Origin of the sequence: Actinomadura monticuli (assembly GCF_041463655.1) — a bacterium.
GTDB lineage: Bacteria > Actinomycetota > Actinomycetes > Streptosporangiales > Streptosporangiaceae > Spirillospora > Spirillospora monticuli.
The window spans coordinates 333,332-355,580 of the sequence record NZ_JAXCEI010000009.1 but is presented as its reverse complement, the minus strand read 5'-3'; the positions used below and the strand labels follow the sequence as shown (position 1 = coordinate 355,580).

The following is a 22,249-nucleotide window of genomic DNA, read 5'->3' as shown; positions in this document are numbered from 1 at the left end:
AGGCAATCGCCGTTCTACGGGGCCTTGTTGCTTCCCGGCCCGCAGACACGCCCCCCGCGATCAGTCCGTGACCTGGCCACTCGCTCCGACCATCTCAACATCCGAGAACGCAATCAGCCCTGGGCGCGCCCGCCGCCGTGCCCTGCTCGACTTCACCAGCCGCGCCGGAAAGGGTGAGGCTTTGGCCTCGATCCCGGCTATTGCCCGGGCAGTCGCGGAGCTGGCTGGGTCGGCAGTAGCGGGCACAGTACTTGACCCTTTCTGCGGCACGGGATCCTTCCTGTGGGCCGTGATGGATCGGGCCCTGCAGCTCCAAGCCCTGGTCGAGTTCGTCGGCGTCGAACTCAACGAGCGACTAGCTGGCCTTGCCCGGGCTATCGGCCAGACGGCACCGATGGTTACGACGATTGAGAACGGCGACGCCTTCCTGACCAACCTGCCGATGGCCGATCTGGTGCTCGCCGCACCGCCTGTGGGAGTGCGTCTACCTGAGCCCCACGTTCTACTCAACGGCTCAACGACGGCCCACATCACGGTGGCTGCGGTCGATCTCGCACTGCGGCGCCTGCGCCCCGGTGGACGCGCTGTTCTACATGTGGGGGCTGGATTCACGTTCCAGCGCGCGGCCGAGCGTTACCGCGAGTACCTGGCATCCGAGCATCGAGTCGCTGCACTCATTGGTCTTCCGGGCGGAGCGATTCCTGGCACCAGCGTCCGATCAATCCTGATTGTCATTGACCGTGCGGAGCCGGGAGAAACCTTTGTCGCTCAACTCGGTGAGGACTGGGAGACGCAGCTCGCGCCTGGCGGTGCGGCCATGACCGCCGCGATGGCTCACATCGACGGCGACTCGAACGGGCGGTGACCATCATGGTTACCTCGACCCTCCTGGACCTTCGCCGCCAACCGAACTGGGATCCAGCACGTCTGACGGCTGAAGCCTTTCAGTGGCCGACAGACGCGCCGCAGGTACGGATGCGTGACCTGCTGTCACGGATTGCGCCGACCGGGTTCGTCGATGCGGGGACGCCGACGATCACTCTGGCGGGGATTGATCCGAACCTCGGAGGCGTGCGCCGACGTAGTCGCAAGTACCAAGGTGCGGCCTACCAGGTGGGTGCAGATCTTCGGGCCGGTGATCTGCTCGTTCCACGCACCCCGACAGGCGTTGTTCTGCTCGTCTCGGAGCGCATGGTTGGAGCACTGATCTCATCGACCTTCTACGCGCTGCGCTCGGACAATGAGACGTCGGCGCTGTGGATCTGGGGACTCTTGAACTGCCGATCTGGTCGCGAGCTCCGGAGGAATGTGTCGTCGGGCTCTGCGGCACTGATGTTGTCCCTGGCGGATTTGCTGGACATGCAGGTGCCCGTGCTGCCGCTTGCCCAGCAGCATTCCCTGGCAGCGGCCCTGCGCGACGTTGAGGCCACGACGCACATCCCGGAAGACGAGGCAGCCGAAACGTGGTGGAGGACCGCGGATCTACGCGGAGAGGAGTGGCGCTTCATGCTCGCCAGTCCTCAGCCCGATCTACTTCGGGTCGGTACTCCGCTTCGTGACTTCTGCGGAGAGATCGCCAAGGGGCGACCCGTTCGTGATGTCGCGACTGAGTCCGAAGAAACCGCATCCCTCCCCGTGGTCGACATCAGCATGCTCGCGGGGAACCCCGCCCGACGATGGGTACCCGCTCATGACCACGGCCTGACGCCCGTCTACCCCGGGGACCTTTGCGTTGCTGCCGTGGGGGAGCGGCCTCATGCGGCAGTGATTTTTGTGGAGGCCATCGCCGACCCGAACGTTTACGTCCTGCGCCTCCGGACTCCGGCGCAAGGCCCAGCACTCGCCCAGTACCTGAATGGCCAGGAGGGCTTCGCGCTCCGCAAGATGCTCATCAGCGGCGCTTACATCCCAAACTTGCGCCGACAAGATCTGGAGCAGCTTCCGATCCGCGAGGAGGCCCTTCACCCAGTCGAACCAGATGTGCCTGTGGCTCCGCTTGCGGACCGGCTGGAGCAGCTGTTGTGGCTGAGCTGAAATGTCAGTTCGCGGCGATCGTCTACGCCGAGCTCTATCGGGTCTTAAGCAGCAGTAGGGCACTCGCTGACTCACTGGCGTTCCGTCTGGACGAGATCCGATACGGCACAGACTGGCTCGAAGAGGTGATCGACGCCTACGACGCTAAGTGGACGGCGGACCTGCAGTACATGAGTCCAGACGCCGTTGAAAACTTCGCTCTCACACAACCCGATCATGCGGTGCTTGCGGCTTGGATCCTGGCCGGCCTACGCAACACCGGTCATTGCTATGACATGTCCAACGACCTGAGCCAGCGGGTGATGGAGCGCGTTCGAACCGACCTGCCAGGCATCACAGTGCCGCTACCAAGCGCGCTCAGCCCGGTGATCTACGGATGGACCCTCGGGTGTGTCGTTGGGTCTGACGATCTGCCCGCCATGCCAGCAGTTCTCCCTTCCGAGGAGAACGTGCAGCATGCCTTCCTCGGCTTCATGGAGCATGTGCTAATTCTCCAAGAGATGGAGCCACCGTGGCCGGAGATGATGTCCACGGCTACCTATTGGCGTGGCTACGGGATTGCCGAGGGACTTCTGCCAGAGTACGGCAATGGGGGAATGGCGCTCACCCAGTTGAAGAACGAGGCCAGTCGTTCGATGCAGCCGTCCATGTACGCGACGCTCGAGCGGTACTTCCAGCTGTTCAATCAGCGGCGGCAGTCCGTCTCGCACATCGCACAGGACGACTCTCGCCCCCCGTTCGTAGAGGTCGCTCAGACGATCCGCGAGTGGCCGGACCTCCGCATGGCCGTTGTTGGATTGACGCAGTTCGTCTTCCAAGAGGTCTCGAAGGAGCTTCTGGAAACGCAACCCCGATCGATACGGCCTGGCGTGTGGGAAAACCTCATCTACGAGATCCGGACAGACTGGTAACGACCAGCGTCTCCACGAAGTGATTGCGCGTGGGATGGGGGCGTCGGCCTCGGAAGACCGGTGTCCCGTGAAGAGCTACTTCGACTTCCTGTTGTTCGACTCCTAAACCGCCCTCATCCACGACTACGAACCTGGCCCGGTCGGCCACCAAACCGGCGGCCGGCTCACTCATCACAAAGATACGCTGCACGCCCTGGCGCACATCGCCGACGACTTGCGCATCCGCGGCGAGCAGATGCAGCCACTGGAAGGCATTCCTGACACATCCCGCGCCTAACATGGCGGTGCCATGACAGGCCTCGTTCCCCCAGCGCGTCCTTGAACTCCGCCAGCCGGATGTCCGGCCAACCCGGCCGGTCCAGTCGCGTCCTCACCAGCCAACCAGCCAGCCGCTTGGCATCCGGCGGTGCCGCCGTGCACGCTCGGGCGTACAGGAGCATCAACTCGCGCAATCGGTCGCCCACGATCCCCGACGAGTCGTCCAGATACAGCAACGCCGAGGTGACTCGCTCCACCGCCCGGCGCGCCAAGGGAACCGCCTGAGCCGCCGCCTCGTGTCTGATCAGGTGGTCGATCTCCGCTGCCACCTCGTTGGCCCGAGCCGCGTACTCCCGGCGTCCCCGATAAGGGTCCCGCCGGCGGTCCCACCGCAATCCGTCGACCAACCGCCGGCACCTCGTTGACCTGCGTGTCCGTCACAGAGCCATTCAAGCCGAACGGCGGAACCCGCTGAGCGCCGACATCCCGCGCAGCCAGGCATCCGAGCCGAGGAACGGCACCACCCATTGATCGTCGGGTCGAGCGAAACCTCACATCCTCAGTCCAGCCTCACTACCCTGACCGGGTGACAAGCCTGAGCGATGCCGAACTGGACGCCCTGGTTGAGCAGGCAATCATCGACGCTTACGACGAGCACGAGCAACACGCCGCGTTCCATTGCCTGCTGGAAGAGCATTTGATCGTGCCCTTCCAGACCACTGTCCTGGGGGTCGAGTGACCGTCACGAAGATCGATCTTTCGCCTGGTGGCGAGATCATTGGGATCTGCACCCGCGGCAAGCACCGGCAGGCCATCGGGATCCTAGACCTGCCGCTTCCAACCCCACGCCCGGCGGGCGCCGAATGGATCGACGCTTACCGACGCCGGGCCTGCTGACTACGAGCGAAGATGAGCGAATACCAGTACTACGAGTTCCTGGCCGTCGACCAGCCCCTGGACGAGCGGCAGCAGGCCGAAGTCCGCGCTCTGTCCACTCGGGCACGGATCACCGCCACCAGTTTCACGAACGAATACCACTGGGGTGATTTCGGGGGTAGTCCGCGGACGATGATGCGGCGCTACTACGACGCCCACCTGTACGTCACCAACTGGGGCACCCACCAGGTGATGCTTCGCCTTCCCCGCACGCTGCTACCCCTCAAGGTCGCCGAGCGGTACTGCATCGACCCCTACGTCACCGCAGAGCTTTCCGGAAAGCATCTCATCCTCGACCTGACCAGCCAGGACGAGGGCGGCGACTGGATCGAGGGCGCCGACGACTCCCTGTCGGCGATCATCGGAGTTCGCACCGAACTCGCCGCCGGGGACCTGCGTCCGCTCTACCTTGCCTGGCTCGCGGCCTACGGAACTTGGGAACGCGACGAGGACGCCTTCGACCAGGACGAGGACGAGGAACTCGAGCCGCCGGTACCTGCAGGGCTGCGTTCCTTGACGGCCCCCCAGCGGGCTCTCGCCGACTTCCTCCGCCTCGATTCCGACCTGCTCCGGGTCGCCTCCCAGACGAGCCCGCCCCTGGCCGAGACCAAGGACGACCCTGGCCGGCTCGCCAAGTGGATCGAAGAACTACCCCCGAAGGAGGGGAAGGCTCTCCTCCTCCGGGTCGCGCAAGGTCAGGGACCCCAGGTCCAGATGGAGCTACTCCGCCGTTTCCGCGGCGAACCCGAGGCCGCGAGAGACAACCGTCCCCGGCGCACGGTATCTGAGCTGCTGGACACCGCCGCCGCAATCCGTCACGAGCGTGAACGCAAAGCCGAGGCGGCAAGTGCGGAGCAGGAGGCCCGCCGCGAGCAACAACGCGCGGCGGCCCGCGAGAAGCGACTCGACGCCATCGCCCGCGATCCGGAAATCACCTGGGCACGCGTCGACGAACTGATCGATGCCCGCAAACCATCTGACTACGACGTGGCCGTCGAGCTCCTCAAAGACCTGCGGGCCATCGCCGAGCGTGCAGGCCTCCGCCAGGAGTTCACCGCACGGCTCACGCACCTGCGCCGAAAGCACCACCGGAAAACGGGCCTCATCGCCCGCTTCGATCGCGCCGTCCTACTCGCAGCACCGTCGTGATCCAGACTCCTCGGGGTTGCACGCCTTCTGGACAACGAAGGTCAGTCATGCGGGTCCTCGGATGTTGGCGGTGTGCTGTCCGTCAGCCATGGCCAGGACGCCGGGGGTTCGCCGAATGCGCGACGACCGGCTCTTACGGCCAGGGCGGCCATGGCGGCGTTGGCGCCACCACCGATCACCGCGCCGATACCGAACGGTGCCACTCGACCGAGAACGATGATCCCCTGCTTGGTCCCGTACTTCGTGATGAAGTTCCTCCCCAAGATCTTGTTGATCTGACGCAATGTCTCGACCGGCACCTTGGTGACGACCTGACGCCCCCAGTGCGCCCCCGTCCGCTCGGCGACCTTGGTGATGGTAGCGGAGCCGGATCCACCAAGCATGATGCCCATCACGATCGTTCGGCGGCGCTCGATCTCGTCGATGGGGACGCCGTGGACTTCGGCGATCGAGAGCGCGAAGAGGGCGCTCATCTCCAGAGCTGAGAGGGTCTCGCCCGCTGACAGTGCCAGCGCGACTCCCGTGCCGACCCCGGGGGCGGCGGCAGTTCCTCCAACTGCCGCACCGGTCCCGGTCAGGGCGCTGACGTACATTCGCTCCAGGTTGCGGATGACCTCTGCTGGTGTCGCCTCCGGGTTCCGCTGGCGGGCCCGGGCGATGTTCTTGCGTACCAGTGGGCTCTGGACTTCGATGGCCTTGTCCAGGAGGTCGAGGACTCGCTGCCCGCGTCCGGCTGCTGCCGGGACCGGTCCGTCGAGGGCACCTGTTGCCATGCCTTGAACTCCTTAGTCCGTCACGTCCCACCTGGGTGCCCAACTCAAGCAGTCGAGGACAGCGTGCGCCACATGGGCCAGGCCACTGACCGGCAGAAGGGCCGAAGGTGGCCAGCTTCCCGAATTGGACCCCTTTGCGCTGTAGCTGTTACTCGACGGTCGCCGCGGCTATGGGAATCAGTTTTTCCGGCGCTGGGACGCCCCGGCTTCCGCGTTTTCACGGTAAAAACGCCCGTTCATCTCGCGATCGGTCTTGAGAGCATGCGGACGGTTAGGAGTCATGCTTAAGCTGTCACTCGTGGTGGAGGCCGGCCAGGGCAGGGGCTTTCGAGCGGGTCGCCGCCACGGCGCGGGCCGACCCTCGACAAGGATGAGAGACCGTGGGCTTTCAGACTCCCCTCTACGAGCTGGCCAGCTACCTCCAGTGGACGACGAGCGGCAAGGTCCAGCTTCCCGACTTCCAGCGGGGCTACAAATGGGAAGACGAGCGGATCCGCCAACTCCTTGTAACGATCCTCCGTGGTCATCCGCTCGGTGTCGTCATGATGCTAAAGACGGGGAACGACCAGATTCGTTTCAAGCCTCGTCCGGTGGAGGGGGTCGTCCTCCCCACAAACACCGAGCCTGGTTGGCTGTTGCTCGACGGCCAGCAGCGGCTGACTTCGCTTACTCAGGCTCTCACTGGCGACGGCGTCGTACACACCAAGGACAGCCGCGGCAAGCTCATGGAGCGTCGCTACTACGTGCACATGGCCACCGCACTGCTAGGTGAAGAGTGGATCGATGACGCGGTCCGCTCCCTGCCCGGTGACGGTGTGCTGCGCAGCAACTTCGGCAAGGACATCGATCTCGACCTGTCCACACCCGAGAACGAGCGCGCACAGGGATACTTCCCGGTACGGCTACTCTTCGGCGGGGCAGAAACCGTCAACTGGCTCTTTGCCTGCGACAACAAGGAGCAGCCGGCCGTCTTCCATGCCAAGGTGGTACAAGGCTGCTCCACCTACAATATACCGGCTATCGAACTCGATGAGACGACCAGCAAGTCGGCTGTCGCCACAGTGTTCGAGAAGGTGAACACGGGCGGCCTGCCGCTCAACGTCTTCGAGCTCCTCACCGCCACGTTCGCCGGTGACAAGAAGTACTACGACACCCATGGGACCGACTTCCGTCTCAACGACGATTGGCAAGCGACCCAGCGGCAGTTCGCTGCGCACCCAGTTCTGGCTGCTGTCGAGAACACAGACTTTCTCCAAGTGGTGAGCCTGCTCGCGAGCCTGAAACGAGCGAAGGAAGGCAGCTCCGCGCGGCCGTCTGCCGTGTCCGCCAGGAAAGAGGATCTACTCAAGCTCACGCTGGACGAATATCTCGAGTGGGTGCAGCCGGTTCGCGGCGCGTTCATGTGGACGGCGACCTTCCTCGCCGACCAGCGCATCTTCGATGTCAGGTTCCTGCCCTACCCGAAGCAGCTCGTGCCGCTCGCCGCCGTCAAGGTTGTGCTCGGTGGCGACGCTGATCTCCATGGAGTGCGCGCCAAACTCACCCAATGGTTCTGGTGCGGCATCCTTGGTGAGCTTTACGGCTCCGCCAGCGAGACCCGATTCGCGCGTGATGTCGAGTCCGTTCCAGACTGGGCGCGGGGCATCGAAGCCACTACCCCGCGGACGGTCGCGGACTGCACCTTCGCAGCCTCCCGCCTTCTGTCGCTACGGACTCGGAACGCGGCGGCGTACAAGGGAATCTACGCCCTCGTCCTGTCTCAGGGCGCCAAGGACTGGATGTACGACAAGTCATTGGACAAAGTCCAGTACGTGGAGCTCGCGGTCGACATCCACCACATCTTCCCGTACAAGTGGTGCCTCGACCACGGTATCGATCCGGCAATGCGCGAGAGCATTGTAAACAAGACGCCGCTTTCCGCCGAGACCAACCGTGCCATCGGCGGGTCGGCCCCGTCGGTGTATCTGCCGAAGATCGAGAAGAAGGCGGGAATCGTTCCCGCACAGCTCGATGCTCACCTTGCCACTCATCTGGTCGATGCCGCTGACCTGCGTGCAGATGACTTCGATTACTTCTTCAAGAAGCGGCTGGAGAAGCTCATGGCCATCATCGAAGCCGCGACCGGTAAGCCCGTGCAGAACGATATGCAGGATAGCGACGCCGAGGAAGGGCTGCAGAAGTTCGATCCGGAGGACGTCGCCGTCATGCCTGACCTCGATGACCTGGAGGTCTGACGGGAGAAAGGCCCGACTCGTCATCGAGTTGCTCGTGCCGGTGTGAAACTTGACTGGTAGCGCTATCCCTAGGGAGAGCATCCAACGCAGATCGTCTCTATGCTTTCGGCAGCCTTCAGCGGTGGTTTCCACCGAAGGCCCTGTCGAAGCCCGTGCCGCCCCAGCCCTGCCCTTCTGGCCAGATGATGTGGGTGCCGTGCCGTTCAGCTATCGCATCGATCGCTCCTCGCTCAGGCTGTTCGGGCAGCACAAGAAAACGGTGCTCCGCCGTCCTGCCCTCGGCGAATTCGATGTCCGTGAGTCGGATGGCGCCCTCCCGCATGCGCGGGTAGGTGTTTCCGTCCTCGCCGAGGACTTCGAATAGCATCCATCCGGAGGAGTCGTCGCACGCGGTATCGATGAGGGGAGAATCAACTTGAGGCGTCCGCCCCGCGCGGAAAAGTTCTCCGATCAAGGTATAGCGCAGGTATTCATGAACGCTGGAGGTCCTCTCCTCTGCGACCTCGGCGAGGAAACGCGCGCGGAAGCTGTCAGTGGACGCCGTCCGTGCCGGATCGTCTGTCGGAGGCTCGGCGAAAGCAATGTCCTGCGCTGGAAGCTCCGTGCTAGAGGGAGCGTCGCCGGTGTTATCGCCCGGTTCCTGGTCGCTTGTTTCCCTAGACTCCTCGGACATGCCAGTGAGAACGGTCGGCAGCGGGTCCGAATGGAAAATGGAGGATGGTGAGTGTCTGGGTGCAACGTGTGATCGCTACATACAGTCCGTGTAGACCTGCCCATTCCTGTGCCGCGATGGCGGCGGGCTCCAAGACGACGACATGGTCGAACTCCAGGCCCTTGATCTGTCCTGCGGTGCGTACCTGAATCACGGACTCCAGTTGTTCGGCCGCGATCCCGGCCTGTGCCGACCGGAGCATCCCCGGATCGTCGTCAGGCAAGATGAAGGCCACCGAGCGGCCTCGCTTGCCATCCGTTCCGGAGAGGGTCGACACGCGCTCGATCGCCTCGGCTACCAGGCGACTCGGGTCGGTTCGGATGATCCTCAGGACCTCATCGTCGGCGGGTGGGCGGACTGACCGCGGGAACGTCGTGTCAGGCGCGAGTACAGCCGCCAATGGTGCTGCGAAGTCCATGACCTCCCGGGGGACTCGATACCCGATGGTCAACTCGGCCAGATGGCCACCGCTCTGCCCGCCCAGTTGACCGGCCAGTTCCTGCCAGCCGGCATAGCGATGGACGCCGGTGGCCTGCGCTAAGTCACCAAGCAGGGTCATCGACCCACTGGGGCAGCGGCGGGCGAGTGAGCGTGCCTGCATCGGAGTTAGGTCTTGTGCTTCGTCGACAACGACGTGTTGCCATCTCACGGAGGTCTCCCCGGTCATAAGGAAGCGGATCTCCTCCAAACACACCAGGTCCTCTGGGGACCAGGCCTCCTGCGAAACCTTCGCCGCAGGTGTGCGGACGATCGCCTGCTGCTCCTCCTCGGAGAGGACGCCCGCGGCGGCAGCGCGCAGGGCTTGCCTTCCTCGAAGGAGGCTTCGCAGCAGTTCTTCCGCTGAGACCGACGGAAAGACGCGGCTGACCATGCGCATGACATCCCGCCGCTGCTCCACCTGCTTGCGGGCGCCGGGCTCGTCTCTCGAGCGCTTTCCGGCGGCGCCGCCTGCCCTCAAGAGGTGGTCGACCACCCGGTCGGTGAACTGCCGGCGGCGTACCAGGTACGGCAGCCGTACACCCTCGGTTCCGGTGAACCTGATGAAAGAGGACGGAAGCGTCACGGGACGCGGACCGACCTGTATGGTCCGGGCCGCCGCAGATTCCAGCGCCTTCGGATTTGCAAGGTTGTCCACTGCGCGCCGAAGCACCTCGGCCATCTTGGAGCTCGATTTGATTCGTCGTGCCTCCAAGTTGTCGGACCCGCGAGCCTCTCCATCCCAGAGACGTGCGAGCTCGATACTGGTCACGCCCCTGGTGCCCAGCTGGGGCAGTACTTGGCCGACGTACTTCAAGAATCCCTGATGGGGCCCGACGACCAGAACATCGCTGGCCTTGAACACGTTATTGAAGAGCAACCAGGAAACTCGATGCAGCCCAACCGCGGTCTTTCCTGTGCCGGGACCCCCTTGGACGACCAGCAGACTCTTCCGCTCATCCGATACCAGAATGAACTGTTCGCGCTGTATCGTCTCGACGATATCGCGCATCTGTCCGCCCCGAGCGCGGCGTAGGTCCTCGAGGAGGAAGTCCTCCAGGTCAAGCCATTGAGGCTCCTCGGCCTCCCCAGGAATGTCGGCTCCGACGTCTGTGTGACGGGGCGCTTTGATGTCATCGAAGTAGCCGGTCACCTTACGGCCGTCGCAGCGTAGGTCGCGCCGCAGAAGGACGTCACCAGGATCGTCACTGCGAGCGAGCATCCATTCCTTTGCGGCACGGGCATGCCAGCTGATGACGGCCAGATCGCCCTCAGGTGTGCGAACCACTCGCCGACCGATATAGAAGGTCTGACTTTCGGTGAATTTGTCGTCAGCGACATCCACTCTTTTGATCACGAGAGCGGCGCCGCCGAGATCGTCGTCTTCGGCTAGGAGCTCCGGCGGCGTCTCTGGAATGAAAGTCGTCCCAGCCTTGGCGTCCGTCACATCCCACGACGGCGTTCGCTGTCTCGACCTCTCGCTGAGCCATTTATCCAAGCAGTCGTAGGCATAGTCGACTGCTTGCTGCTCAGTCCTGATAACGTCCCTGTTGGTTGCCAATTCTGCACTCCGGGCCCCGCGCCGTTGAACCGTTCGCCCACAGTACAGGTTGAAACAGGACGATACATCCTGTAAGGCCCGGCTATGTGTCGATCGCAACGGCTGCGAGCTCTCGTCCAACGTCCCCGCTGCTGGGGAGCCCCTCGAAGGCATAGCCAGAGCCTGCGCCTTCGAGCACCCGGTTTGGCGAGAGACGGCCCTGGAAGGCCGAGCCTGGGGCACTCCGTTGAGGCGAGACTCGTCGACAACGGCCCAACGATCGACCGGGGCAGTAATGAGGCCGTCGATACGGCCGGAAAGCCTCTGGCCTCCTGGTCCGCTGCCGTCGAGTGTCGGTACCGGCTGGCACAATCACACGCCATGAGTGGCAGGGAAAGTGACCCGCTGGCGGGACTGGACGAGGTTGACTGGGCTGGCCTGGAGCATGCTTACGGCCCGGCAGAGGACGTGCCCGAGCTGCTCCGAGCGCTCGCCTCGGAGTTGCCGAGCGAGCGCGACAAGGCCAGGAGCGAGTTGTACGGCAACATCTTCCACCAGGGCAGCCGGTACGAGGCGACCGCGCATGCCGTGCCATTCTTGGTCGCGCTGGCGGCTGACCCCCGGGTCCAGGACCGTGCCGACATCGTGCACCTCCTCTCCGCGATCGCTATCGGCTATGACGAGGCGTACCTGCCGAACGGCATCGACATCACCGGATGGCGCGCGGGCATCGGACAGATGCGTACCGCCGACCCCGAGGAAGAACTGCGCCGTATTGACCAGTGGGTCGCGGAAGCCGACGATGAGGGCGAACGCAGAGTCCGTGCGATGCGCCGCGCCATGTACGACCACGACCAGTCCCTGCGCGATGCCGAAGCCGAACTCGGCGCGTACGACGCTGTCCGCGCCACCGTTCCCGCACTGCGCGACCTGCTGGACAATCCTGACCTGCAGATCCAGGCGGCTGCGGCGTACACGCTCGGCTGGTTCCCGGAGGAGGCGGCCGGGACCCTGCCAGTGTTCGGGCGGTTGCTGAAGTCGGACGCCGTCCCCGGTGTGGCGGCGAATGCGATCGTCTCCGCCGGCCTGCCTTCCGGCCATGCCCTCGTACCGCAACTCCGCACCTTCCTGACCGGACAGGAAGCGCTGCTCCGCTGCTCCGCCGCGATCGCACTGGCCCGCCTGGACGACATCGACCCGGACGTCCTCGACGTGCTTGAGACGGCCGCCGTCCAGCCTCCTGAGAACTCCGAACCCCGGATCCATCATCTGCACGGCAACGTGCGTGGATACGCAACGATCACTCTGGCGGCGATCGAGGAGCGAACGCATCCGAGGCTTCTCGGCGCCATGCTCAGAGGGCTCGCGCTCAGCTCCGGCCCCGCCGCCTTCCCCACGGCCGAGGCGGTGCTGCAACACGTGTTCGGGCAGCCGCGGAGCGGGCCGCTGCCACCGTATGCGGAGCTGACCGAACCGCAGCAGCGCGCCGTCCGGACACTGGCCGAGATGGGGGACGACACCTGGCGCTGGGGCAACTTCATGCTGATGCTCAGTGCTTGGGGCCTTCCGTCCCAGCGGGCGGAGTGCCGCACGTACGCGGGGCTCGACTAAGGCTAGGGAGCGGACCATCCCTGAGTGGCAAGCTGCGCGCGGATCAGTGTCGCGATGGCACGCTCCTCTTCGGCAGCTGCGCCACTCTCAGGGTCCCCGAGGCTTGCCGAGACGGCCGACCAGCGCGCCAACGCGGAAAGAACCAGTTCCCATTGGACTGCGGTCAAGGTCATCGTCGCCTCTTGGCCGGGCGCCGGCCAGCTTTCAAATCCCTTCGCGTCACGCGGCCACCCCGGGTTCTGCCTCCAACCAGCCTTGCGGATGCTGCTACCGAGGCTCACCACACCTCTCGGATCGCCTTCTACAACCTCCGTACTCACCTCGTTGTCGATCGTGGCGTCGATGATCAGCCACTGCCGGGTCTCCAACACCACCTGATAGGTGGTCTCTTCCGGGGCGCGGTTCATGGAGTCTGATCGTCGTCGTGGCGGTTCGGTCCGTCAACGAGGCGGCGTACAGGCAGGAGACGCATGGTCGAGGCGAGGCGTCCAGGCGGCAGGGGTGGCAAGACCTCGCGGAGGTTCGGACAGTGCGCCCGGTCGAGGACGCCACTGAACCTGCTCACGCATTCGGATGATCCATTTTATGCCCGTGGTTGTCCGTTATCTGCAATCGACTTTGCTGCATCGCGAACGCGGATCGACCTGATGCGGTCATGCATGCGCGGCGAAGTTTCCTTATGAAACGGCCGGGGTAGAGTCATCTGCGATTTCTATCCCGGAGGTTTTCATGAAGGCGATCGGCAGGCTCGGTAAAAGTCCGGCCGAACGCGGTGACACGACCTCGACCACAGGCTCCCCTGATATTCTTGCTCTCAGTGATGGTTCATTCGCGGTCATCGGTGTTGACATCACCGAGGAGCTTGGGCTGAATCCGCTGAAGGACGCCCGGTGTGCACCGAACGAACGCATCGTTCGCATCACCCGCACTACTCTCATCGCCGCGAAGGAAGACATCCCGGACGAATGATGCATCAACCGACTGCGTGGGCGCTGGACGGCAGCGAGCGGCTCACCTTGGAAGGCTTCCTGGAGTCGTTCGGTGAAGCCTGGGCACGCACCGAGCGCCGCTTCCTCAAGTTGGAGTGCTGGCAGTCATACCGTGAGGCCGACGGTGTCCGATCGCAGGAGGCCTTCCAAGCGGGCGACATCGCGCTGGCCCGCCGGCTCCTGGAAGAAGAGGCGATGGAGGACCAGCCTCTTCGTGACGAGGTGAGGTCGAGGAACCTGGATTTCACTCGGGTGCGGCTTCTCTCCTACCCCCTCAGCGACTACCTGCACTACGAAATGATCAACTATGAGGTGCGGAGCCGGCTGGGAGAGCGCATCGAGTTCTTCGTGCCGCCGTCTCCCGTGTCCAGTTACTTCGACTTCCTGCTGTTCGACTCCCACACCGCCCTCATCCACGATTACGGGCCTGGGCCCGTCGGCTACCAGACCGGTGGCTGGCTCACCCACGCCCCGAAGGCGCTGCACGCCCTGGTGGACATCGCCACCGACTTGCGCACCCGCGGCGAGCAAGTGCGGCCTCTGGAAGGCATTCCGGACAGATCCCGCGCCTAACATGGCGGTGCCATGACAGGCAGAACGAGGCGCGCCCTCCCCATGGGTCTCGCGATCACCGCGGGGCTCCTCGTCGTGGTCCTCTGCACCCTCGTCCCTGTGCTTCTCCTACTCCGGCTGGACGAGGACGAGTTGGCGCGTTGGTCGGACATCGGCCAAGCGATCAGCCCGGTCGCGGTCTTCTTCTCCGGCGCAGCGTTCCTAGGCATCACTGCCGCCCTCCTGATGCAGGGGCGCGAGCTGCGAAACCAGCGCGAAGAACTGAGGATCGCCCAGGAGGAACAGACTCGGAGCAGCGAACTCGCGATGCGCGAGCTTCACACCGACTTGATCAAGATGGCCATCGAGGACAGTGAGCTCCGCTCGGTCTGGCCCGCCCCCGCGCCTGGCGAGGAAACGACCCGCAAGGACCACTACTGCAACCTGATCCTCAACCTTCAGAAGGTCGCTTACGAGACTCACACGATCGAGCTCCCGGAACTCCGCAACGCCCTGCGGTTCCTCATGACCAGCCCGGACATGCGCGCCTTTTGGTCCCGAAGCCGCCAGTCCCGCGTCTCCATCACCGACGGCGACGACGCCGAGGACACCTTCACAGCCGAGGTGGACGCGGCGTACACCGACACCATCATGCCGTAGCCTGAGGACCCACGCAGAGCTCCTCCTACGGCTGTCGAGATTGATAAGCAGGCAACTCAGGTGCGGGACACCCAAGCGCTGTGCCTCGATCGGGCCTCCAGCTGGAGGAACTCTGTCAGCTGCTCAGCCGTTCGCCCTCGGGTTTTGATGGCGTGGCAGTTCGGACAGAGAGCGATCATTTGAATCGGGTGGTCACGACCCCAACTTGCCCGGTCCTGCACATGATCGACTTCGAGAATCGGGCCGCCGTTCTTGGTGACGTCGTTCGGCTGACCGGCGCAGGTCGGGTTCTCGCAGCGCCCGGCACTTCGTACCAGGACGGCCTTGACTGCTGCTGAGGAGCGTACGGGCTGTTCACGGGCAGTGTGCCTCGTGCGATCGTGGTCGCCACGTGCCTCTGCAGCCTCGATCTCTCCGCAGAGCCGTAGGTACGTCTCTAGCGCACTCGTTTCGTGGGGAGGGGGCACAACAGCGTCGTCTGCTCGGCGCAGACCGACTTCCTCCAGCAGTCCGTCAGGGATCTTGCCGTCGAAAAAGAGCCTGTTGAGTGTGTCGACGGCTTCTGCGCGTGTAGCCCGGTCGAATGCGACGAGCTCGTAGGCCCAGGCGGTGAGGCCGAATGATGGATCCTGCTCTTGGAGCCAGTTGATCGGTTTGCCGTGTGCTGCTGGGATGGGCCCCTCGTGGCCTTGCAGCTCCCACAGGTCCGTGCGAGCGAGCGCGAGAACAGGGAACTCTGGAGTCGCTTTCGAGCTGGGTTGGCCGTACTCGCGCATGAGGCTGCGCAGCTCAGCTTGGGCGTCTTGCCAGGTAACCATCCGCGGACGGTGGTGGGCAGCCCGCCCCAGAGCCCAAAGAAGGGTTATGGGCTGATGTCGAGAGGGGCCGTCTGGGGTGTTGGCGACGCGCAGCGTTCCGAGAAGGTTAAGGAGACGCTGCTGCGGCAAGGGAGGCTCGTCAGTGACCACCTTGAAGTCCAAGCGTTTGACGAGCCGACCAACCGTTTGTTGCCCGCCGGAGAACTCGCTGGCGGCTAGAGGGCGCCCTGCCACGTGGCGGTATGCCACCCCGACGATGGCCTTCGAGTCGTAGTAGACGCCGTCGTGGTAGAGGAAGTACCGGCGAGCTCGCTCGAAGCCGTATCGCTCAAGGAAGCGGTCGCGGCCGATGTGATCACACTCGGCCATCGCGTCCAGGACTGCCTCGCGCGTGATCGGCGACAGATCCATATCGGGCATGTTATGCCCGATATGACAAGGATCGGGCGTTGCTCTGTCCTTTGAGTCTCTCTGATGCCCAGCTGCAGTTGGCTATGGGGTCGTCCAGACCCTGCGCCTTCGGGACGGTGATCGTCCATGCTTGCCGGCCCCTCTGGTGGGTCGTCGCCCTCGCCGTTGATGCCGGCGTCGCCGTCTGGAGATGGGCCACGTCTGCGTCCTCGCTTCCCAGGCGGGAGCGTGACCCCGAGAGTGATTCCGCGACTGGTTGTTGATCAACGGCCCTTGTGCTGCCTCGGCGAGGGCGGGCGATCATTCGCGGCCGTGTCACCCTGCCGACCACTGCCGGAGCGTCGGTGAGGCGAGCCGGTTCGCCGCTGCGGTGGTGCGAACTCGCCTGACTGTCCAGTACTCGCCTCGGTGACGGCCGCGGGGCGGCTTGGCGGCCCTGAGCGCGGGAACGCCCGCGCACGGCGACGGAGAAGGCTGGTCCGGTGCGGCGCGAAGAGTGTGGCACCGCCATGAGGTCCAAATGACGCGACGACGATCGCAGGGGCGGAAGGCCTGTGTTGTCACACTCTGACGGCTTTACTTGAACTTTGCCATGTGTGGCGTATCGACGCTAGAAGTTGCAACGCGTGAGGATCGACAGATCCGTTGGCGGAGTGAGACTTGTGTATCCGAATCAATGGCCACCGCCCTTGATCGAATAAGCATCCGAGTACTCGTGCCGCCCTATGGTTTGCTGAGCTCTGCGGCTTACCTGCTCTCCTGCGCCCGAATTGGCCACATGAGCTGCTCGCAGGATGTCAACCTGATTCGGCAGTACTGCGTCCTTTCCCGTACGACGGTCGGGTGCGGGCGCCTATCGCTGCAATCAAACCGTTATGTCGAGCGGGTTTTAGCGGCTCTACAGGTATGGGAATACGAGCGCAGGTCGGGTGTGGCCTGCCTTTGAGGGGGGTTATGGACGTCTTCGGTGTGCATGATCAGCTCATCCGGGACTACCGGGAGTTCACGTCAGGGGCCGTGAACGTCCGCGATGACGACATCGCTGATCATGTGCGGCGAGGGCTGGACGTCGGGGAGCAATGGCCTGACCCATGGCTGTCCCTGAATCCGAGCTTCGCGGACGGCGGCTCGGTTCCCGCCCTGGTGAAGGCCGGGATCCTGCACCCGGAGACCGAGCGCATCTTCCGGGTCCACAAGCCGGAGGACTCGCTCGACGGCGAACCGATGATGCTGCGTCGGCACCAGCGTGACGCGATCGAGGCCGCGAGGACCGGTGACAGCTACGTCCTCATCACCGGAACGGGATCCGGCAAGTCGCTGGCCTACATCATCCCGATCGTCGACCAGGTCCTCCGGCTCCGTGAGCAAGGGGCCCCAGCCGGCGTCAAGGCGATCATCGTCTACCCGATGAACGCCCTCGCCAACTCGCAGCTTGAGGAGCTGGGCAAGTTCCTGCGCAACGGCTACGGCGAAGGCCACGAGCCGGTGACGTTCGCGCGGTACACGGGCCAGGAGAAGGAGGCCCAGCGCCGCGCCATCCTGGACGACCCGCCGGACATCCTCCTGACCAACTACGTCATGCTCGAACTGATGCTCACCCGGCCGCGTGAGCGTCAGCACCTCATCCAGGCCGCCCGCGGGCTGCGGTTCCTGGTCCTGGACGAGCTGCACACCTACCGGGGCAGGCAGGGCGCAGACGTCGCGATGCTCGTCCGCCGTGTCCGGGACGCCTGTGACGCAGAGGCTCTGCAGTGCGTCGGTACGTCCGCGACGATGGCAAGCGAAGGCGGCACCGAGACCCAGGCGCGCACCGTGGCCGAGGTCGCGAGCAAGATCTTCGACACTCCGATTGAGCGGCACCGCGTCATCGGGGAGACACTGACGCGCTCGACCGAGGACGGCAGCTTCGACCCGGTCGAACTGGCGGTTCAGAATGCTCAGCCGCCCCTTGGAGCGTCCTACGACGAACTGATCAGCAACCCGCTCGCGCGCTGGATCGAGACGACCTTCGGCGTGGAGACGGAGAAGGGCACGGGCCGGCTGATCCGCCGCAGGCCCACGACCGTTCAGAAGGCGGCCGCGGAACTCGCTGACCTGACCGGCATGGCCGTGGAACGCTGCGCCGAAGCGATCAAGGCCACGTTGAAGGCCGGCTCGGAGGCACCGCACCCGACCGTCAAGGGCCGGTACCTGTTCGCCTTCCGGCTCCACCAGTTCCTGTCGAAGGGCGACACGGTTTTCGTCTCGCTCGAACCGGAAGGCGTTCGTCGCATCACCCGGGACTACCAGCTGCGGGTCCCGGGCGAGCCCGACAAGCTGCTGCTTCCGTTGGCCTTCTGCCGCCAGTGCGGCCAGGAGTACCTGTCGGTCGCACGCGAGGAGCAGGCGGGGCGCACCGTCATCCGGCATCGACGCGGCGATGACGACGAGGCCGGCTATCTCTACATCTCCGAGCAGTCGCCTTGGCCGGGGACGACGGCGCAGGCGCTGGCCGAGCAGCGCCTGCCTGACAACTGGCTCACGCTGGACTCGGGTGGCAACCCTGAGGTCATCACGTCCCGCCGCAAGTACGTCCCGCAGGTGCTGCGCGTCCTCCCGGACGGCACCGTCCTCGACCGCGACTCCGGCGCGACCGACGGAGTCCTGGCCGCATTCGTGCCCACGCCGTTCGGCTTCTGTCTCAGCTGCGGCGTCTCCTACGAGCAGGCACGTGGCAATGACTTCGGCAAGCTCGCCCGGCTCGACCAGGAGGGACGCAGCTCGGCGGTATCTGTGCTGAGCGGCAGCATCGTCCGCAGCCTTCAGGCGATGCCGGAGGAGGAGCTTCCCGAGAACGCCCGCAAGCTGCTCACGTTCGTCGACAACCGGCAGGACGCTAGCCTCCAGGCCGGTCATTTTAACGACTTCGCGCAGGTCGCCCAGCTCCGCGGCGCGCTCTACCAGGCCGCGCTCGCGGAGGGGGACGAGGGCCTCCACCACGAGAACGTCGCGCAGGCGGTGACCGCTCAGCTTCATCTCGACCATGCCGATTACGCCCTCAACCCCGAGGAGCTGTCGACGCAGCGCAAGCGCACCCAGCGGGCGCTGCGCGAGGTCGTCGCCTACCGCCTCTTCGTCGATCTTGAGCGCGGCTGGCGCGTGACAATGCCCAATCTGGAACAAACCGGCCTTATCGGGATTGATTACGCCGATCTGGACGAGCTCGCGGAGCTGGAGAAGACGTGGACCGGCACGTGCGGCCCGCTCCGCACCGCCGACCCGCAGACGCGCGCCGAGCTGATCCGCATCCTGCTCGACGAGATGCGCCGCGTCCTTGCCATCGACGTCGAATGCCTCACCGATCTCGGCTTCGAGGAGATGAGCAAGCTCTCCCGCCAGCTGAAAGACCCGTGGGCCCTCGCCGAGAGGGAGAGGATGGTGCCGGTCGGCGCTGCCTTCGCTCGCTCGAGCATGAGAGGCGGCAGCCGCAGCGACCTCAACCTGTCCGGCCGCAGCAGGTTCGGCCGACATCTGCGCCGTTCCGGACGGTTCCCCGCCTGGACAGACAAGATCGATACCGAGGACGCCCAGCAGATCATCACCGACATGCTGGACGTCCTAGCCACCCACGGGCTGATCACCGAGGCCGTCCCGGCGAAGAACGGCGGAGTGCCGGGCTACCGCATCAACGCGGCCGTCATCATCTGGCGGGCCGGCGACGGCGAGTTCGGTGTCGCTGATCCGCTGCGCTGGCAGTTCAACGGCACCGACACCCGCCCGCGCGTCAACCCGTTCCTCCGCGACCTCTATCAGAAGCAGTCACGGGGCTTCGCGGGCCTGTTCGCCCGCGAGCACACCGCGCAGGTTCCCAGCAACGTCCGCCAGGACCGGGAGCGGGCATTCCGCAAGGCGAAGCTGCCGCTGCTGTACTGCTCCCCCACGATGGAGCTCGGCGTGGACATCGCCGGGCTCAACGCGGTCACGATGCGGAACGTTCCGCCGACCCCGGCCAACTACGCGCAGCGCAGCGGACGCGCCGGCCGGTCCGGCCAGGCCGCCCTGGTCACCACATACTGCGCCAGCGGCAACAGCCACGACCGCTACTACTTCCGCCGCTCGGACCAGATGGTCTCGGGTTCCGTGGCGGCACCGCGCCTCGACCTCGGCAACGAGGACCTCGTCCGCTCGCACGTCCAGGCGATCTGGCTCGCCGAGACGGAACTGCCACTCGGACGCGCCATGCCGGAACTGATCGACATAGGCGATCCTGAACTCCCCCTGCTCGGCCACGTGCGCGAGCAGATCAACGCCGAGCCGGCGCAGGAACGCGCCCGGCAACGCGCCGAGCGGATGCTCGCCGGCCTCATGGTGGAGCTGGAAAAGGACACCTCATGGTGGGACGACGAGTGGCTCGAACGCGTCGTGCGATCGGCGCCGGGAGAGTTTAACGCCGCCTGTGAGCGGTGGCGGACGCTCTACAAGCGGGCCAAGGCCGAACGCGAACTCCAGCACGACCGTGCCGACGACTACACCCTCACCGCCGGCGCCCGGCAGCGTGCCAAGCGCCGCCGCGCCGAGGCTGAGACCCAGCTGAAGCTGCTGCGCAACGAGCAGGACGGCGGCACCCTCTCGGACTTCAACCCCTACCGCTACCTCGCGTCGGAGGGGTTCTTGCCGGGCTACTCATTCCCGCGCCTGCCGCTGGCCGCCTACATCCCCGGACGCGGCGGAAAGCTCGCCGACCGCGACGGCGACTACCTACAGCGTTCTCGGTTCATCGCCATCCGCGAGTTCGGGCCCGGTGCGCTGATCTACCACGAAGGCAGCCGCTACCAGGTCAAGCGCGTCCAGGTGCCCACGGAGGAGGGCGGCGACGTCGCCACCGGCGAGGCGCGCCGCTGCCGCAACTGCGGATACCACCACGAGCCGCATCCTGGTCTCGACATCTGCGAGATCTGCGAGACGCCGCTCCCCATCGCCACCAGCGGCTGGATGCAGCTGCACACCGTCTTCACCGAACGCCGCGAGCGGATCTCGTCCGACGAGGAGGAGCGCCGCCGGGCCGGCTTCGAGCTGGAGACGTCCTACCGCTTCCACGATCACGGTAAGCGCCGCGGACGCCTGGAGGCACGCGCGGTCGACGAGGACGGGCCGATCGCGAACCTCGACTACGGCGACAGTGCCACCGTTCGTGTCGCGAACCTCGGCTACCGGCGCGGCAAGGATCGCGAGACCGGTTTCTGGCTCGACACCGTCAATGGCCGCTGGCTCCCGTCCCGCGACGCCAAGGCCGCCGTGCCCGGAACCGAGCTCACCGATGAGGAAACCGGCCTCGCCGACGGCGAGACCGAGGACAAGGTGCGCAAGTTGCGGGTCATCCCGTACGTGGAGGACCGCCGCAACATCCTTGTTCTGACCCTCTCCGAACCGGTTCCCGCCGAGACCGCGATCTCGCTCCAGTACGCCCTGGAACGCGGGATCGAAGCTGTCTTCCAGCTGGAGGACTCCGAGCTGGACAGTGAGTCGCTGCCGCCCGACAACGGCCCGAACCGGCTCCGGATGCTGTTCATCGAGTCTGCCGAGGGCGGCGCGGGCGTCCTGCGCCGCATCCAGGCTGAGCGGGACTCGCTGGCCCGTGTAGCGCGGGAAGCACTGCACATCGCCCACTTCGACCCAGAGACCGGGGACGACCTCGGCGGCCCGCGGCCGGAGAACCGCTGCGAGAAGGGCTGTTACGACTGCCTCCTCTCCTTCGGCAACCAGCTCCTCCACCACATGATCGACCGGCACGCCGTCCGCGACCTGCTGCTCCGCCTCGCGCAGAGCAAGGTCGAGCGGGACGAGCAGCCCGCCGTGCTGATCGAGAAGGCCGGAAGCAGCCTGGAGGGCGAGCTGATCACGTGGCTGCAGGAGCGCGGATACCGGCTCCCGACCGAGCAGCAGGTTCTCGTCACCGAGGCGCTCGCGCAACCCGACTACGTGTACCGGCTGCCCGGACAGGCCAAGGTCGCTGTTTTCGTGCATGGCCCGGCTCACGACGACGAGCACGTCAGCACGCGTGATGAGGAGGCCGAGGAGCGGCTGATCGACGCCGGATGGCATGTGATCGTTTTCCGCCACGACGGCGACTGGCACGCCACGGTTTCCGCCAACCGAAGCATCTTCGGCACCGGCGACACGTAAGCGGCCCGGCACCCCCCGAAAG

The 22,249-nt window shown here is 65.2% G+C and carries 16 protein-coding genes; 11 read left to right on the top strand and 5 right to left on the bottom strand.

The features are described from left to right. The first annotated feature begins 67 nt into the window (after positions 1-67). From SM611_RS22420 to SM611_RS22400, 5 genes are all read left to right on the top strand, one after another. Complete coding sequence (locus SM611_RS22420) at positions 68-865, top strand: HsdM family class I SAM-dependent methyltransferase (RefSeq protein WP_371951835.1); 798 nt, start codon at positions 68-70, stop codon at positions 863-865. Positions 866-870: 5 nt separating this feature from the next. Continuing rightward, positions 871-2,034, top strand: a complete 1,164-nt coding sequence (locus SM611_RS22415) for a restriction endonuclease subunit S domain-containing protein (protein ID WP_371951834.1) — start codon at positions 871-873, stop codon at positions 2,032-2,034. Beyond that, positions 2,022-2,945 carry a hypothetical protein gene (locus SM611_RS22410; protein ID WP_371951833.1) on the top strand — a complete coding sequence of 308 codons (924 nt, stop codon included), beginning with the start codon at positions 2,022-2,024 and terminating at the stop codon, positions 2,943-2,945. Before SM611_RS22415 ends, SM611_RS22410 begins: the two co-directional genes overlap by 13 nt. 844 nt (positions 2,946-3,789) lie before the next feature. Beyond that, on the top strand, positions 3,790-3,942 hold the full coding sequence (locus tag SM611_RS22405) for a calcium-binding protein (protein ID WP_371951832.1): 153 nt from the start codon (positions 3,790-3,792) through the stop codon (positions 3,940-3,942). Positions 3,943-4,112: 170 nt separating this feature from the next. Next, positions 4,113-5,288: a hypothetical protein gene (locus SM611_RS22400; protein WP_371951831.1), complete on the top strand. Its 1,176-nt coding sequence runs from the start codon at positions 4,113-4,115 to the stop codon at positions 5,286-5,288. Positions 5,289-5,329: 41 nt separating this feature from the next. Here SM611_RS22400 and SM611_RS22395 read toward each other — a convergent pair whose 3' ends face one another. Next, on the bottom strand, positions 5,330-6,061 hold the full coding sequence (locus SM611_RS22395) for a hypothetical protein (protein WP_371951830.1): 732 nt from the start codon (positions 6,059-6,061) through the stop codon (positions 5,330-5,332). A gap of 380 nt (positions 6,062-6,441) precedes the next feature. Here SM611_RS22395 and SM611_RS22390 point away from each other — a divergent pair, with 380 nt between their 5' ends. Further along, the gene (locus SM611_RS22390) at positions 6,442-8,295 is read left to right on the top strand and encodes a GmrSD restriction endonuclease domain-containing protein (protein ID WP_371951829.1); all 1,854 of its coding nucleotides are present in this window, start codon (positions 6,442-6,444) and stop codon (positions 8,293-8,295) included. A 115-nt stretch (positions 8,296-8,410) separates the two neighbouring features. Here the strand turns inward: SM611_RS22390 and SM611_RS22385 are convergent, their stop codons facing one another. Next, on the bottom strand, positions 8,411-8,968 hold the full coding sequence (locus tag SM611_RS22385; RefSeq protein WP_371951828.1) for a hypothetical protein: 558 nt from the start codon (positions 8,966-8,968) through the stop codon (positions 8,411-8,413). Further along, a complete protein-coding gene (locus SM611_RS22380) occupies positions 8,952-11,198 on the bottom strand; it encodes a HelD family protein (RefSeq protein ID WP_504230283.1) in 2,247 nt (748 codons plus the stop codon). The genes SM611_RS22385 and SM611_RS22380 overlap by 17 nt, the downstream gene beginning before the upstream one ends. A 207-nt stretch (positions 11,199-11,405) precedes the next feature. Between SM611_RS22380 and SM611_RS22375 the strand changes: the two genes are divergently transcribed. Beyond that, the gene (locus tag SM611_RS22375) at positions 11,406-12,635 is read left to right on the top strand and encodes a HEAT repeat domain-containing protein (RefSeq protein WP_371951826.1); all 1,230 of its coding nucleotides are present in this window, start codon (positions 11,406-11,408) and stop codon (positions 12,633-12,635) included. 2 nt (positions 12,636-12,637) lie between these two features. On the opposite strand, the gene SM611_RS22370 is transcribed toward SM611_RS22375, so the two are convergent. Continuing rightward, a complete protein-coding gene (locus SM611_RS22370) occupies positions 12,638-13,042 on the bottom strand; it encodes a hypothetical protein (protein ID WP_371951825.1) in 405 nt (134 codons plus the stop codon). Between the two features lie 322 nt (positions 13,043-13,364). On the opposite strand from SM611_RS22370, the gene SM611_RS22365 reads away from it, so the two are divergent. Genes SM611_RS22365 through SM611_RS22355 form a run of 3 tightly spaced genes read left to right on the top strand, consistent with a single transcriptional unit; the run spans position 13,365 to position 14,836 of the window. Then, entirely contained in the window at positions 13,365-13,604 is a 240-nt protein-coding gene (locus SM611_RS22365; protein WP_371951824.1) for a hypothetical protein, read from the top strand. Continuing rightward, a complete protein-coding gene (locus SM611_RS22360) occupies positions 13,601-14,197 on the top strand; it encodes a DUF6879 family protein (RefSeq protein WP_371951823.1) in 597 nt (198 codons plus the stop codon). Before SM611_RS22365 ends, SM611_RS22360 begins: the two co-directional genes overlap by 4 nt. A gap of 42 nt (positions 14,198-14,239) precedes the next feature. Continuing rightward, the gene (locus SM611_RS22355; protein ID WP_371951822.1) at positions 14,240-14,836 is read left to right on the top strand and encodes a DUF6082 family protein; all 597 of its coding nucleotides are present in this window, start codon (positions 14,240-14,242) and stop codon (positions 14,834-14,836) included. 56 nt (positions 14,837-14,892) lie between these two features. Here SM611_RS22355 and SM611_RS22350 read toward each other — a convergent pair whose 3' ends face one another. Then, entirely contained in the window at positions 14,893-16,065 is a 1,173-nt protein-coding gene (locus SM611_RS22350) for a phosphorothioated DNA-binding restriction endonuclease family protein (protein WP_371951821.1), read from the bottom strand. Positions 16,066-17,082: 1,017 nt separating this feature from the next. On the opposite strand from SM611_RS22350, the gene SM611_RS22345 reads away from it, so the two are divergent. Beyond that, the gene (locus tag SM611_RS22345; protein ID WP_371951820.1) at positions 17,083-22,227 is read left to right on the top strand and encodes a DEAD/DEAH box helicase family protein; all 5,145 of its coding nucleotides are present in this window, start codon (positions 17,083-17,085) and stop codon (positions 22,225-22,227) included. The last annotated feature ends 22 nt before the right edge of the window (positions 22,228-22,249 follow it).

Excerpts from the sequence above, each read along its gene's own strand:
- SM611_RS22375 (WP_371951826.1), top strand. The coding sequence starts at position 11,406 with ATGAGTGGCAGGGAAAGTGACCCGCTGGCGGGACTGGACGAGGTTGAC.
- SM611_RS22415 (WP_371951834.1), top strand. The coding sequence starts at position 871 with ATGGTTACCTCGACCCTCCTGGACCTTCGCCGCCAACCGAACTGGGAT.
- SM611_RS22395 (WP_371951830.1), bottom strand. The coding sequence starts at position 6,061 with ATGGCAACAGGTGCCCTCGACGGACCGGTCCCGGCAGCAGCCGGACGC.
- SM611_RS22370 (WP_371951825.1), bottom strand. The coding sequence starts at position 13,042 with ATGAACCGCGCCCCGGAAGAGACCACCTATCAGGTGGTGTTGGAGACC.
- SM611_RS22400 (WP_371951831.1), top strand. The coding sequence starts at position 4,113 with ATGAGCGAATACCAGTACTACGAGTTCCTGGCCGTCGACCAGCCCCTG.
- SM611_RS22380 (WP_504230283.1), bottom strand. The coding sequence starts at position 11,198 with ATGCCTTCGAGGGGCTCCCCAGCAGCGGGGACGTTGGACGAGAGCTCG.
- SM611_RS22385 (WP_371951828.1), bottom strand. The coding sequence starts at position 8,968 with ATGTCCGAGGAGTCTAGGGAAACAAGCGACCAGGAACCGGGCGATAAC.
- SM611_RS22360 (WP_371951823.1), top strand. The coding sequence starts at position 13,601 with ATGATGCATCAACCGACTGCGTGGGCGCTGGACGGCAGCGAGCGGCTC.
- SM611_RS22350 (WP_371951821.1), bottom strand. The coding sequence starts at position 16,065 with ATGGATCTGTCGCCGATCACGCGCGAGGCAGTCCTGGACGCGATGGCC.
- SM611_RS22365 (WP_371951824.1), top strand. The coding sequence starts at position 13,365 with ATGAAGGCGATCGGCAGGCTCGGTAAAAGTCCGGCCGAACGCGGTGAC.
- SM611_RS22355 (WP_371951822.1), top strand. The coding sequence starts at position 14,240 with ATGGGTCTCGCGATCACCGCGGGGCTCCTCGTCGTGGTCCTCTGCACC.